Source organism: Vibrio sp. ZF57 (assembly GCF_001691235.1).
Lineage (GTDB): Bacteria > Pseudomonadota > Gammaproteobacteria > Enterobacterales > Vibrionaceae > Vibrio > Vibrio crassostreae_C.
Genome location: NZ_MAKD01000016.1, coordinates 19,191 through 32,845, shown reverse-complemented (window position 1 = coordinate 32,845; position 13,655 = coordinate 19,191). Strand labels below are relative to the sequence as shown.

Below are 13,655 nucleotides of genomic sequence, written 5' to 3'. Positions count from 1 at the left end.
GCCAAGCCGCATCATTGTCGGGTATGGCTCAGGGAATCGGTTATGCGTTGGCAGCCACTGGCCCAACGCTGGTGGGTAAGCTTCATGCTCAGACAGATTCTTGGAGTGTGCCGATTCTATTGGTCGCATCTGTTGCCTTTGCGTGCACGATTTTCGCGGCATTGGCAGCACGAGATAAGAAAGTGAGCGTTTAGGCAAACAGAATGATTATGGTATCGCGACTTTATTTGCTCGCGACTCTATGGCTGACGACGGTTTTGATGTATTCACTTGGCGACAAACCAAACTTGCCTTTAAAGCGCTGACTAAAACGCCCTTCCGATTGGTAACCGCAAGACTGAGCCAACATCGCCACATTCTGCTGTCCGTTTTGCATCAGATAAAGCGCGTGACTCAAGCGAACTTCAGCCAGTACCTCTCGATATTGCATACCTTCCAGTTTGAGCTTCCGAATCAATGTCCCTCGGCTCATCGCAAATCGCTCCGCCACCGACTCTAATGGATGTTTCTCATCTGGTGAATGTGAAAGGTAATGGCTGAGCTTTTGGCTAAACGAGACGTTGGCACTGACAAACAATAGATGCAACACCCCTTTTTCAGCTAATTGCTGGTACAAGCCCTGCAACCAAAACTGTTGAGTCTCTTTGCTCATGCTCTGTGTATCAAAAGAGAACAGAGCATTGAGTGAGTCTTGTAAGTTTCGATCCGCTTTTACTGTAGGCAGTCCCAGATTATTCGACCGTTCCTCACTTAAATCAAGCATCGCCTGAGAAGGTTGGAATTGAAAGCTGAACACTCGCGACAAGAAGCGCCCTTTGTGGGGCATGTTCTCAAAACTTAGTGAAGCTGATGCCTCACACAACAACAGCTCAGAATGTGAGAGCTCTGCCGCTGAATCTTTCCAAAACAGGCGCTTACTGCCTGTAATAATCTGAATGATACTAGGGGATAGAATCCTCACATTACGCAGTTTTTGTAACTGCTCTGCACGAAAGATCGTCACTTGATATTGATGATTCATCTCATCCCCTTGTTTACTTATTATGTACGTGTATAAGCTTTAACGTACATAAGCTATTAACGTGTATAAGTTGCGGTCAGTTTAGCTTTGTCTAAAGCCATGCTGTTCAACGTGAATCCAACCACAGCCGACGGCGTATTTTCGTCGAGGTTAAGTTTGTCCGTTGGTAATGCCCAAACCGTGAACTGGTAACGGTGCATACCATCTTTTTCTGGAGGACAAACGCCACCGTAGCCAACTGTACCGTAATCAATGCGACCTTCTTTGCCACCGACTTTAGAGATGTCGACACCGCGAGGTAGCTCGTTCACAGTTGCAGGGATATCAAACGCAACCCAATGCCAGAAGCCACTTTCAGTCGGTGCATCTGGATCATAAGCTGTGATAGCAAAGCTTTTGGTACCTGCTGGTGCATCTTTCCACATCAATTGTGGTGATTGATTATCGCCGTCACAACCCCAACTAGAGTATTCAAAAGTCTTTGCCATTGGGTGACCTTCTTGAATATCGTTGCTGGTTAATTCGAACGCATGAGCAGAGCCTGTAGCCAAAATACTGATTGCCAATACTGATTTGATGATGAGTTTCATGATGGTTCCTCTTATTAGGTATGAGCCCAGTATAGTCCCCACATTTCGCCCAATAATGACAGTAAGTACACAATTATCTATTTTATTTCAAATAAATGATACTTACTGTATTTGTACTTTATTATTTAAAAGCATGACCCACTCGACAATTTGTTGTTAAAAGAACACTTGTTGACATTCAGGTTACAAATCGCGCCCAAAACTCTTTAGACTCGCCCCACGACTTTTAACGAGAATGATTGGATGCGCAGGTTTACATTAGCTCTTTGCTTGATCTTTTGGCTCCCAACCCTAGTCAATGCCCAAAGTTTGCAAGATAAGTGGCAAACTCTGTATCAACTGAGCTGGCAATCATCCCCACTCTTAGTATCTCAACAAGAGTTGGCTCAGTATCCGAAAGTTCTGCTCCATGAAAATAGCCGCTATCCTGATTTCAACCAATTCAGTTGGGACGACATCGCAGCGTTAGCGTCAATACAAGATCACTGCCAAGCGATTGAAAGCAGTAACCCTTCATTACATGAAGCCATCGAGTTCGAGCTCGCTCTGTGTCAGCAACAAACATTGGATTCGATTTGGTTTGCAGCACACTCCAAACGTCACCCTGCCGGTGGCAGCTTTGCTGGTCGTTATTTAGCCGCTTACCCAGATGTGACCGAGCAGATACGCCCATTTTTGAGTCTTACCAACCCTCAGCACCCTTTATATAACAAACTAGAAAGCCTAAGTGCACAAGGCAGAGAAGCACTGCTCAATGGATACCGCGCTTGGCAACAAGATGATGTGCTTTGGTTAAGTGGCGAACAAGGCTGGAAAGCTATTCCCTTAGATGTTTGGCAACCTATTGCAGCGCGGCAAGAGGTATCTTTGACGGGTGAAACCTGTACTTTTCGTTACAGCAACGTGTGCTTAAGCGAGCCTAGCAATGACAATCTGATCATGAAAACCTTGATCTTTACATTGCTGTTAACGTTGCTTTCCGGACTCGGTAGAGTCTTATACCTAAGAACAAAACAACGAAAAGAGAGGCAGTTCGTTTTACAGCTTCTTACTCATGAACTGCGCACGCCAATTACTAGCCTAGGTCTAACCGTCGAGATGTTTAGAAATCGCTACGATGACTTTTCTGCTGAAACTCAATTTGGGCAAGTTATCTCGTCGGTAACCATTCTGGAAGTAACACTACTCAAGACTTGAAGATGCCTTTTTGGACAGTACAGCAAAACAATCATTTCATTAGCTATCAAATGGTTAATGCAACCAACAATCAACTGCTCTTTTCAGATGCATCCTCTAATGCTTCCTCAAATACAAAAACCAAAATTGATATGAAGGCAGCACACCAATTTACGATGCTCAATCAGTCACAACCTTTTCTTGTTCGTATCACCCTCGGAGACTCGTGGTTAGATGGTGCCAAACAATACCGAGATTGGCGCATCAATAATGACCAGTCTGAAACGCTTGTAGCAAAGCAAAAGCGCAATCCAGATGTGACTAAGTTGATCGGCGCGAGCCACGTTTACCTATTTGGCAAAGACCCATTAAGCATCCAAGATGTGAGTGACTGGTGGGGATTGAAAACATGGTATCTAGAGGGCTCTAAACTCAATGTTTCTGCGGAAGCGAAAAGAGAGCTATCGTCACTCTCCAAGGGGAAAGATTGGTTCAGTCAGTACCACAAACAACTATTGTTGGACTCTATTAGCCAGTCATTGCAGGTGTTATATCCTGTTGGTAATCCGACACTCGAAGACAACACGATTAAAGCGCAATATAAAGCAGCACAGGATAAGAAGAACTGGTTGCTAGAGCACGCTTCCCCTTACCTAAACTCGTCAGAGACTTGGGGACAAGCGCTGTCTTCAGACATGGTCGCTAATCTAAATAAGGCAGGCTTAAACAAACTGTGGCTTGGATTCGATAATTGGATGCCAGAATTCTATCAACCTAACGCTGTGGGTCTGGCAAAACAGTCCGGATATCTGGTCGGTACTTACGATTCCTACAACACCGCAATTCCTGCGAAGCTCAATGACAACTGGCTAACCGCTCAATTACCAGAGCCGATGCGTCAAAGTTGTGCGATTGAACTAGCGGATGGGAGTTTGAAAAAAGGATTTCGTGGAAACGGCTTTTACTTAAACCCGAACTGCCATTTAGAATACGTAAAACAGCGTGCTCAAGACATTATGAGATTCGGCAACTTCAACAGCTTGTTCTTAGATGTTGATGCAACCGCCATGGCACGTGAAGATTACCGCGTCTCTATAGACAGTAATGGCAATACAAACGACGAATCAGACATGCTTTCTGCGTTCAACAACCGAATGAAGTGGCTTAGCGAGCAACCTTAGTTAGTATTAGGCTCTGAAGACGGCAACAGCCTAACAACAAAAGGCATCGCGTTTGCACACGGCTTAGAAACGGTTGGTTTTGGATGGACAGACAAAGACATGAAAGAGAACCGCCAATCTCCCTATTACTTAGGTCGTTGGTACCCAGACCACAAGCCTGACTTCTTCTTTAAGCCGGCCGAGGTTAAAGAGCCCTACAAGTCGCTACTATTTTCGCCACAATATCGAATTCCACTTTACCAAGCCGTTTTCCATGATGAAGTAATCAATACGCACCATTGGCATTCAGACAGCCTTAAGTTCACTAATGTACAAGCAGAACGTGACTTAACCGCCATGCTGTACAACACACCACCGATGGTTCACTTGACCAGAGATGAAGCTTTATCAAGTTCAAGCCAGAGAATCAAAGCACTCAAACACTATCAAGATGGCTTTGAACCAATGCACGAACAGTTATGGGATAAACAGTTAGTCGATTCCGAATGGTTAGATAAGAGCGGCGATGTTCAACAAACTGAGTTCAGTGACGGAAGTAAGATCATTGCCAATTTTTCAGATCAAACCTTTCATCAGAGAGGCCTTAAAGTCTCGCCGAGCGCTATAAAAGCCGTATTGAGCAACGGACAAACGTTAGAGTGGAAATCAGAGCCTAACTAGTTTGAACGTGCCGTTTTTAAGCCTCACCTTATTCACTATTACGGGTTAGCAGGTAGTGTTGTTAACGAGCAAAAATCCACACCTTTGACACTCAGGTACCAATCCCAATCGACACCTAATTCTCTCTATTTTTGTACAAGAAAATTGGGTGCCGGCCACAATTTCAAACACAGATGTTTCACATAAATCTCAAAAGTGATATCAATGCTTATATTGAATGATAATAATACAAAAGAGATATTTTTGATGAAAAAGACCCTACTCACTTGCTGTGCCCTTCTTGCCTTTTCTTCTTCGGCAATCGCTAATGTTCAGTTTTCGAATCCAGAAGGAGCTTTAGGCGAACCTTCTAATTACTCTCAATACCAAAATGTTTTGTCAGTTTCTGAACTTCAAATTTCAGATCCAAACGGAAAGAAAGGCAACAAAGACTATTTTGCGCTCGATAATAACTACGACGGCATTGTGAACAACAACTTCTATGTCGACAAAGAAAGTGAAGCGCTAGTCTTTACCATGAAGAATGACCACCTGCGCAACGAGCTACGCGTTCAGGAAAACTTCCGCACAGACTTAACAAATGAAACATACACATTAAGTTCGGAGGTGGAGATCATAAAACCTGAAGAGTCGATGAAGAACTCAGACTCTAAGCAAGACGAGATTACATTCCTACAAGTACATAACAAAGGCTTAGATGATCTTGGTACTCACAATGTCCCTCACCCTTTGCTTCGTGTTGTATGGAAACGTGACAATAATGGTATTGAAGGGCATTTCTGGGCAATCATTAAAAACAACGCTGTAATTTGTAAAGGATCGTTCGGCAAGAAAAACCAAGACAAGGAAATGTGCAAATCAGACGTAGCATATTCTCAGTATGATTTAGGCAAAGCACCACAAGGCAAACCAACAGCATTTGATTTAATCGTGGGTGATAAGAAACTTATTGTTGACGTAAACGGTGAACGTAAAGTTGAGCAGGATATTGACTACTGGCGTCACCTATTAAGCTACTTCAAAGCTGGCGTATACAACCAATTTACGAATGGACAAAGTGAAGCTCACTTCTACAAGCTAGAGTACACAGAGAAAAAGAGCTAGTTCGGTACTTAGCCTACAACTACATTAGCAATCAGAAAAAAACGAACTTGTTAACAAGTTCGTTTTTCTCTTTTCAATGTTATTGGTCATTGTCAATGAATTACAACTAATCAACAGTTAGGCAGCCGATTCCTTCTGTTGCTCCCAATACAATATGCCTTTATTTCGTTATTTGATTGGCTCTATTTTGAAAAGCAGTCAGTAGATAGTCGATAAAGACCTTCTTACGTTTCGGCATCAACTGCCTGTCTGCATACACTAGGCTTACTGAAACTTCCGGCATCTCATATTCAGGTAACAGACGAATCAGCTTACCTGTCTTAAAGTGTTCCCGACAAATGAATTCAGGAAGCACCGCCAAGCCGAGCCCATCCACACACGCTGTTAGGCATGCCGTGATGGTATTCACCCGCAACTGACACGGTAGATCGATCAAAATCGACTCTCCGCCTTCTAATTGTAAATGCCACTTGGGTAGACGCGCGGCCTTGTTCACCACCTCAATCATTCTGAATGGCGGTTCAAGATCATCGGGTGAAGAGACGTCATCGAACTGTTCTAAATACTCAGGGCTGGCTGCCAATACACGCTTTGATGTTGTGAGGTAACGAGAAACCAAGCTCGAATCCACCAGCTCACCAATTTGTGCGTAAAGATCGATCCCCTCCGCAATGATGTCGACTTCTCGATTCGATAGTTCTAAGTTCAAAGTCACGTTTGGGTGCTCTTTTAGGAAACTGTGGATGTATGTGGCTAATACTTGATGTCCCAATTCGACAGGCAACACAACATTCAACTGCCCTCGGATCAAATCCTGATTGGCTGAAACCTCTAGCTCAGCTTGGTTCATGATCTCTTGCATCTGCATGCTCGACTGATAAAAGCGCTCACCCTCTGGCGTTAAGACTAAACTTCGTGTCGAACGAGTGATCAACCTCACACCTAAGTGCTGTTCCAGCTCGTCTAGCTTTCGGCTGACGGTCGACTTGGTCATGTTCAATGCTTCAGCTGCGTGCGTGAAACTCCCACAATCAACAACTTGTGTAAAAACAGTCACAGCATTTAAGTCCATCGTACTTCTCCCAAAGCGCCATTAGTTAGATTTTTGCAACAGTGTTTCCCTTTTTTCCTATCTTATCAATCAATCGAATTCATTTACAATTCGTTACATCTAAATAAAAACAAAATGAGAAAGAAAAAATGACAGAGAACAACAACGCTTCGCAAACAGTAAGCACAAAAAAACGTAAAAAAGCTCCGCTTATTGCTACTGCGATCATGCTGTCATTGGGTTTAGCCGGTGCTGGATACTGGTACGGCTATGGCCAGTACTTTGAATCTACCGACAATGCCTACCTACAAGGCGACATCACGAATATTAGCCCTAAGGTCTCTGGCTATATTGTTAAGTCTTATGTGAGTGATAACCAATCGGTTAAAGAAGGTGATTTGCTGGTTCAAATCGATGACCGTGATTACCAGTCAGCACTCGCTCAAGCAAACGCCCATTTAAGCGTCGTGCAATCAGACGTCAAAAATCTAGTGGCACAACAAACGTTACAACGTAGCAAGATCAATCAAGCAGAAAGCCGCGTTGATTCTGCACAAGCTGAATACGAGCGTGCAATCCAACAAGTCGTGCGTTCCCGTAGCTTATTAAAGCGTAACTATGCTTCGCAAGATGAAGTCGACAGCATGGTCGCACAACAAAAAGTCACCCAAGCAGAACTTGAAGAAGCAAAAGCAAACCTCGTCGCAAGTAATGATCAGCTAATCGTGATTGCGAGTGAAATCGAACAAGCAAACGCATCCGTGACTGAAGCTCAAGCACAAAGAGATCAAGCACAACTTAACCTTGATTACACCAAAGTTTACGCGCCAGCAGATGGTGTAATTGGCAAACGCAGCGTGCGAGAAGGTCTGTTGATTCAAGCCGGCGCGCCACTTATGAGTTTGGTACCAAACAACCAAGTGTGGATTGAAGCCAACTTCAAAGAGACACAGCTAAGTGGTATTCACAAAGGTCAGACGGTTGAAGTAGAGCTGGATGCGTTCCCGGGGCAGCCTCTTGAAGGTGTGGTAGACAGTTTCTCCCCTGCGACTGGCGCTAAATTTGCGCTCCTACCACCAGAAAACGCGACCGGTAACTTCACTAAAATCGTTCAACGTGTACCGGTTAAAATTACTATTCCAGATCAGCAAGAGTTGAAAGGTCGACTGCTTCCTGGTTTGTCTGTGGTAGCGACCATCGATAAACGAGGCTAGACCATGAGTAACGCTGGTGTTGTCACCCAAACAAATGATGATGACGAGGTTTCGAGACGCCATTGGATCGCCCTATTTGGCGGCTTGATTGGCGCGTTTATGGCGATCTTGGATATTCAGATCACCAACTCGTCTCTCAAAGATATTCAAGGTGCGCTATCAGCCACCTTGGATGAAAGCTCGTGGATCTCTACGTCTTACCTAGTCGCAGAGATGATCGCTATCCCACTCAGTGGTTGGCTTTCTAAAGCGCTCGGTAAACGCCGTTATATCACGTGGACGACAGCCATTTTCACCATTTCATCTTTGTTGTGTTCGTTCTCTTGGAACATGACCTCGATGATCGTGTTCCGCGCGATGCAAGGCTTCAGTGGTGGTGCTCTAATCCCGCTTGCTTTCTCGCTGGTGATTCAGTTATTGCCGGTCAACAAGCGTGCTGTGGGTATGGCACTGTTTGGTGTAACCGCGACCTTTGCTCCATCGATTGGCCCTACCTTTGGTGGCTGGCTGACGGAGAACTTCTCGTGGCACTATATTTTCTACATCAATATTCCGCCAGCTTTGCTTGTGATCACCATGATCCGATATGGCTTGGACGATGAAAAGCTCGACCTTGGCACGCTGAAAAAAGCCGATTGGTTTGGTATCGCCACCATGGCATTAGGGCTAGGTTGTTTGGAAGTGGTGTTAGAAGAAGGTAACCGTGAAGAGTGGTTCAGTTCGAGCTTTATTATTGGCTTGAGTATCGTGTCGGCGGTGAGTTTGGTTTACTTCGTGATAAACGAACTCCAACACAAGAAGCCATTGGTTAACCTGCGGCTATTGCGGGATGGGCAATTTGCGATGTCTTGTATCGCCTATTTGATTCTAGGAATGGCATTGCTCGGCTCTATCTATGTTCTACCGATGTATCTCACTCAAATTCAGCAATATAACGCGATGGAAATTGGTGAAGTGCTAATGTGGATGGGTTTCCCACAGCTTCTGATATTCCCAATTGTGCCAAAGCTAACACAGATCATTAAGCCTAAGTACTTGGTTACCTTTGGCTTCGCGATGTTCGGTTTTAGTTGTTACGTAAATACACACATGACAATCGATTTTGGCGGGCAACAGCTGATTTTATCTATGGTTCTGCGTGCTATTGGTAGTCCGTTCATCATGGTTCCGCTGTCTTTGGTTGCCATGAAGAACATCAGCAAAATGGACACGCCAGACGCATCAACGTTAACCAACGTAATGCGGAACTTAGGGGGCGCTTTCAGCATCGCGATTATCGCTACGCTATTGGATAACAAAACCCGTGAGCACTTAGCACACATCAAGGAGTCGCTACCTTCAGTGAGTCAACTTGGTTGGCAGACGCTTCAGCAACAACAAGCGTTTTTCATTCAGTCAGGAAGTGATGCCGCAACTGCGATGCAACAAGCACAAGCAAGTTTGCTCGGCACAATGCAACGTGACGCAGCCATCATGGCTTACAACGATGTGTTCTTAATGATGACGGCGTTCTTGGCTCTAGCGGCAGTATTGATTCTAAACATGCGTGATTAACGCTAGAGTTTCGGTAAATAAAACTTCAAGCAAAGAACAACATTTCGAATAAAAACTCGAACAATAAAACAGATAGGTGAGCTTATCGGCTTGCCTCTTTTTTATTTCTAAAACACGTATAACCCCACTAAAATCAGGTAAAAGTCACCTGCGTTTGAAGGCTTTCATAAATGTTATCTAATACTCTTTAATTACCAATAGTTTATTGAGTGTTTGTATGTGATATAGGCACCTTGACAATGTGCAACTTGACACCTAAATTAAAAAATAACATTTGGTATTAAGGAAAATGGATTTGACCTTACCAACAGACCTTCGAATTTTGATCGTCGACGACTCTAAAAGCGCAACAATACTTATCAAGCAGCAACTGGCTAGTTTGGGAGTTTCGCGCGACTGTATTTTTATTGCGACCGACTATCGAAAAGCAATTAAAGCGGTCGAGACACACTCTTTTCATGTACTCCTCATTGACTACCACTTAGAACAGTCTTTTACTGGCTTTGAGCTGTTGGGCATTCTGTATCGAAATCGCCTCATCGATCATACGGTGGCGACAATCTTGCTCTCTGGGGATATGCGTCAGGAAACAGTATTAACCGCCCTTTCAGGTGAAGCACACCACTTCGTTTCTAAACCGATTAATACTCAAACGTTGGGTAAAAAGATCCAAAGTGCCGTGTCCGTTTCAAAGAAACTCACCCAACTGAATGATTTGTATCCCATTGCCAGTCAAGAGAGATTAGCTCAAGCTTTGGCGATCTCCCCTAATGGTACTAGCGTTCAGTTCGAAGCGACATTGATTGAACATTTAATTGCAGGTAAGAAATGGCAGTTACTCTCTAGCGTCATTAACAACTCCAAAACCAACATGCACCCAACCAAATTGGTGGCTGAGGCGCTGATTCTCGACAGCTTAGGCAAGCCAAATTTAGCCATAGATAAGCTCCACAATTTTCTAATAGCACAGCCACTCTCATTGAGCGTGATTGACTGCTTAAGCTGTATCTATGAAAAACATAAAATGCTGCTGCCTGCTCTTAAATTAGCGATTCGTGCATTTGAGATGACTCCCAGCATCAGCCATCGTGCAATCAGGGCCATCGACTTAGCTGAGAACGCAGATAACACACATATGATCATAAAGTTAGGTGAGATGTATGCAACCCACATTTCAGCTGCTGACATTGATGTCATCCATTCCATTGGTGCGCACTTTAATTCCTTAAAAGCAACGTATCAGCGCGAGACGCAACTAAAGTACAAACGTATTTTGCTTGAGCACGCCAACCAATTCACCGAGTTGGTAAACCTGAAACTTCCGGTAAAACAACAGCAGCAAGTTTTGGCCAGCCTTGCCCTATTTCAGAGCAGCATATTGCTCATCGAAAATAGCCCTCAGATTGCCCACAAAAAAGTGATTAGAGCTTCGACACTGTTAGCGAACAATTTCCACAGCCAACCGACTTATTTGCTCACTCAGTTATTACCCATGCTCGCCCACTTTGGTGAGTACTCTCTTTATCATTTAACAGTGGAATGTCTCAAATCTCGTGGAGAAGCCATAAATCACCAACTTGAGTCCAAAAATGTCGACCCTTCAACGTGTATAAACATTGAAAATTTGGGTTCGATCCAAGAAATAAAGGACTACATTCACAGTTACCCATATTCAGTTGCCGCCAAACTTGACTATATATACGCCGTCAATAAAGCTCATATAGATGAGAAACTTAGCGACGACTATCTAGAAGAAATCTTACAGTTAGAACTTCCTCCAAAATGGAATCAATGGATTAGTGATTCATCAAGGTATGGTTTTTCCACTAAGCCGCCTAGCCCATTTTCAACATTCAGCCGACAGGAGTCCACATGCTAGACTTTGATGCTTTAAACGCCTATTTAGACAATGACAGAGACGTCATTTACGCCGTTTTGTCTACATATCAAGAAGACCATGGCAATTCGCTACAAGAGATCGAAGAGTTGGTTCAACAACAAGATTGGGGCAAGCTTCATTTTACCGTGCACACCTTAAAAGGCATTTTAGCCAGCTTTGGTGAAGAAACGGCCACAGTTGCATTGGAAAGAGTAGAACAAAACACACTCAATAAGCTTGCGCCGCAAGATGATGATCTTTCGGTTATCTACAGCGAAATGAAGATCATTAATCAGCAAATCGATGAGGTTCTTAGCACTTATTAGTCGATAGAATTAAAACGTGCATGGCGATACTTAACAGCCGACACAGCTAAAAGAGTTGAGGTGCTTGGAAACATTGAACCTCGACTCTTAACATTTTTCTCATCATTTCTCCTCTCAATTATAGTTCTAACCCACACCTATAAATTCACGTCATTTATCTAGACAAACCGATGTATAACACATGCTTTATAAACTATCCGTCTTAATGTTTTAAACGAAAAACCAACACACTTGATGAGATGCAAAATAGTTAAATATTTGTAGATCTTTTTGTGACATAAACATACGAAATTGCATTTTATTTATTGGTAAAGAAGAAATTGTTATCTACACTCTAATGAAACCAAGCGTTAATCACTTGGTGGCATAATAAAAAAAACTAAAACGTTCAGTCGGCTAGATAAGGACAAGGAAATGAACAACGATAGTTTTGCTGCGTTTCAGGGGCTCACGGATGAAACACCCATTACCGAATCATTTTCTACCAGTGCAGACCCTTATGCTCATTATCTGAAAGATATTGTTGGCATTGATCTGCTGTCGCGTGAAGATGAGGTGTATTACGCAAAATTGAATCGCGCGGGTGATAAAAAAGCGCGTGATGTCATGATCGAATCAAACCTGCGCCTTGTTGTGAAAATCGCAAAGAGTTACCTAAAACGTAAAGGCAATAATTTCACCCTGCTCGACCTGATCGAGGAAGGCAACATTGGCTTGATTAAGGCCATCGACAAATACGATCCAGAACCAGGCTATCGTTTTTCAACCTATGCTGTTTGGTGGATCCGCGAAAACATTGAAGCCGCACTCATGAACACGGGTCGAACCGTTCGATTGCCAGCCCACGTGTGTAAAGAAATAAACAGCCTCGCCTCAAAAAAGCTCGATGCAAGCAAAAAAATGAGTAAAGAGGTTTCAATTTCTGAGCTATCAGACAGTTCAGGTGTAAAGGCCGAACGCGTCGATCAACTGGTGGCGTTAAGCGGGTTTATTGACGTGACGACAACGGTTGGAACTAGCCATGCGCCTATGGTGCTTGATCAATGCGAAAGTGAATATATCCCAGACCCTCAACAAGATTGTGAGGATCAATCCTTTACCCAAGCTCTAGAACAAATCATCTATACACTTCCTCCAAAATTACAAAAGGTGCTCATCCACCGTTTTGGTTTCTTTGATAACAAGGTGAAAACGCTGTCTGAGGTCGGACAAATGTTGGATGTGAATGTTTCTAATGAACGTGTTAGACAAATGCAGAAAGAAGCGGTCGAAAGAATTCAAAAACGACTCAAATTTGATGGTTGGGTGTAAGTCGTAACCCAGTTGAGAATTAGTTGAAAATAACGTTAAGCCAAAACAAAGACCTTTAGGGTGAGCCTCCAAGCTTGCCCTTTTTGTTTGCTGATTCGTTAGAAAAATAAAAAGATCGTAAGCACACGAACCCTAAGTCGCTAATCCCTAATGCCTAATGCCTAATGAAAAATGACAAATGCCACACCATTAACTTACCTTAAAGAAGTGACTCGCTCACTGCGCAAAATGAGATAATTGATATAAGTGGTTTCAAGACAATCTTGTTCCCACACTGATAAAATCCGTTTAGCCGCAAAATAATAATCTTTGTTTCTCAACAACATCCCAACGGTGCGGCTAAGCTTTTCAAATCGAACGTGATCGCTCGCAGAGATGTAGTCATCGTCACTTTCAATAATGGGCGCTAAACCATCAGCAAACCAATTATTCAATATTTCTCGCATCTCTAATTCAGACTCAGGCACATCCACACTCGACAACTCTCGATGTTGAGGCGGTGGCACTATGTACTTCGACGCTTGCGGTGAACTGACATAACGATACATGTCGTCCCTCCTGTCTAACGGACCCTTCTAATAATTAAGG

10 protein-coding genes and 3 pseudogenes are annotated in these 13,655 nt (G+C 43.5%); 9 read left to right on the top strand and 4 right to left on the bottom strand.

Features of this window, described 5'->3' with window-relative positions; all coding sequences use genetic code 11:
- A pseudogene (locus tag A6D97_RS22150) lies at positions 1-194 on the top strand (MFS transporter); the annotation flags it as partial.
- A 29-nt stretch (positions 195-223) separates the two neighbouring features.
- Here A6D97_RS22150 and A6D97_RS02205 read toward each other — a convergent pair.
- Both A6D97_RS02205 and A6D97_RS02200 read right to left on the bottom strand, forming a co-directional pair.
- Complete coding sequence (locus A6D97_RS02205) at positions 224-1,021, bottom strand: AraC family transcriptional regulator (RefSeq protein WP_065583738.1); 798 nt, start codon at positions 1,019-1,021, stop codon at positions 224-226.
- 56 nt (positions 1,022-1,077) lie between these two features.
- A complete protein-coding gene (locus tag A6D97_RS02200) occupies positions 1,078-1,611 on the bottom strand; it encodes a YbhB/YbcL family Raf kinase inhibitor-like protein (protein ID WP_017060498.1) in 534 nt (177 codons plus the stop codon).
- Positions 1,612-1,854: 243 nt separating this feature from the next.
- Here A6D97_RS02200 and A6D97_RS02195 point away from each other — a divergent pair.
- From A6D97_RS02195 to A6D97_RS02185, 3 genes and pseudogenes are all read left to right on the top strand, one after another.
- Positions 1,855-2,751 (top strand): annotated as a pseudogene (locus tag A6D97_RS02195) (DUF3404 domain-containing protein); the annotation flags it as partial.
- Positions 2,751-4,628: pseudogene (locus A6D97_RS02190) on the top strand (glycoside hydrolase); the annotation flags it as partial. The pseudogenes A6D97_RS02195 and A6D97_RS02190, both read left to right, overlap by 1 nt.
- 246 nt (positions 4,629-4,874) lie before the next feature.
- Complete coding sequence (locus A6D97_RS02185) at positions 4,875-5,732, top strand: polysaccharide lyase family 7 protein (RefSeq protein WP_017060503.1); 858 nt, start codon at positions 4,875-4,877, stop codon at positions 5,730-5,732.
- 160 nt (positions 5,733-5,892) lie between these two features.
- On the opposite strand, the gene A6D97_RS02180 is transcribed toward A6D97_RS02185, so the two are convergent.
- The gene (locus A6D97_RS02180; RefSeq protein WP_065583737.1) at positions 5,893-6,804 is read right to left on the bottom strand and encodes a LysR family transcriptional regulator; all 912 of its coding nucleotides are present in this window, start codon (positions 6,802-6,804) and stop codon (positions 5,893-5,895) included.
- Positions 6,805-6,932: 128 nt separating this feature from the next.
- Between A6D97_RS02180 and A6D97_RS02175 the strand changes: the two genes are divergently transcribed.
- The 5 genes from A6D97_RS02175 to A6D97_RS02155 all read left to right on the top strand — a co-directional run bounded on the left by A6D97_RS02175 (position 6,933) and on the right by A6D97_RS02155 (position 13,067).
- Positions 6,933-7,997 carry an HlyD family secretion protein gene (locus A6D97_RS02175; protein ID WP_065583736.1) on the top strand — a complete coding sequence of 355 codons (1,065 nt, stop codon included), beginning with the start codon at positions 6,933-6,935 and terminating at the stop codon, positions 7,995-7,997.
- Positions 7,998-8,000: 3 nt separating this feature from the next.
- Positions 8,001-9,551, top strand: a complete 1,551-nt coding sequence (locus tag A6D97_RS02170) for a DHA2 family efflux MFS transporter permease subunit (protein WP_017060506.1) — start codon at positions 8,001-8,003, stop codon at positions 9,549-9,551.
- A gap of 289 nt (positions 9,552-9,840) precedes the next feature.
- Complete coding sequence (locus A6D97_RS02165; RefSeq protein WP_017064673.1) at positions 9,841-11,430, top strand: response regulator; 1,590 nt, start codon at positions 9,841-9,843, stop codon at positions 11,428-11,430.
- A complete protein-coding gene (locus A6D97_RS02160; RefSeq protein ID WP_017060508.1) occupies positions 11,424-11,756 on the top strand; it encodes an Hpt domain-containing protein in 333 nt (110 codons plus the stop codon). Before A6D97_RS02165 ends, A6D97_RS02160 begins: the two co-directional genes overlap by 7 nt.
- A gap of 414 nt (positions 11,757-12,170) precedes the next feature.
- Positions 12,171-13,067 (top strand): sigma-70 family RNA polymerase sigma factor, encoded by an 897-nt coding sequence (locus tag A6D97_RS02155; protein WP_017060509.1) that lies wholly within the window; start codon positions 12,171-12,173, stop codon positions 13,065-13,067.
- A 194-nt stretch (positions 13,068-13,261) separates the two neighbouring features.
- On the opposite strand, the gene A6D97_RS02150 is transcribed toward A6D97_RS02155, so the two are convergent.
- Positions 13,262-13,615: a hypothetical protein gene (locus A6D97_RS02150; RefSeq protein WP_017060510.1), complete on the bottom strand. Its 354-nt coding sequence runs from the start codon at positions 13,613-13,615 to the stop codon at positions 13,262-13,264.
- Between the last annotated feature and the right edge of the window lie 40 nt (positions 13,616-13,655).

What these genes read in the sequence shown, in the direction of transcription:
- A6D97_RS02205 (WP_065583738.1), bottom strand. Translation starts at nt 1,021, where the DNA reads ATGAATCATCAATATCAAGTGACGATCTTTCGTGCAGAGCAGTTACAA.
- A6D97_RS02200 (WP_017060498.1), bottom strand. Translation starts at nt 1,611, where the DNA reads ATGAAACTCATCATCAAATCAGTATTGGCAATCAGTATTTTGGCTACA.
- A6D97_RS02185 (WP_017060503.1), top strand. Translation starts at nt 4,875, where the DNA reads ATGAAAAAGACCCTACTCACTTGCTGTGCCCTTCTTGCCTTTTCTTCT.
- A6D97_RS02180 (WP_065583737.1), bottom strand. Translation starts at nt 6,804, where the DNA reads ATGGACTTAAATGCTGTGACTGTTTTTACACAAGTTGTTGATTGTGGG.
- A6D97_RS02175 (WP_065583736.1), top strand. Translation starts at nt 6,933, where the DNA reads ATGACAGAGAACAACAACGCTTCGCAAACAGTAAGCACAAAAAAACGT.
- A6D97_RS02170 (WP_017060506.1), top strand. Translation starts at nt 8,001, where the DNA reads ATGAGTAACGCTGGTGTTGTCACCCAAACAAATGATGATGACGAGGTT.
- A6D97_RS02165 (WP_017064673.1), top strand. Translation starts at nt 9,841, where the DNA reads ATGGATTTGACCTTACCAACAGACCTTCGAATTTTGATCGTCGACGAC.
- A6D97_RS02160 (WP_017060508.1), top strand. Translation starts at nt 11,424, where the DNA reads ATGCTAGACTTTGATGCTTTAAACGCCTATTTAGACAATGACAGAGAC.
- A6D97_RS02155 (WP_017060509.1), top strand. Translation starts at nt 12,171, where the DNA reads ATGAACAACGATAGTTTTGCTGCGTTTCAGGGGCTCACGGATGAAACA.
- A6D97_RS02150 (WP_017060510.1), bottom strand. Translation starts at nt 13,615, where the DNA reads ATGTATCGTTATGTCAGTTCACCGCAAGCGTCGAAGTACATAGTGCCA.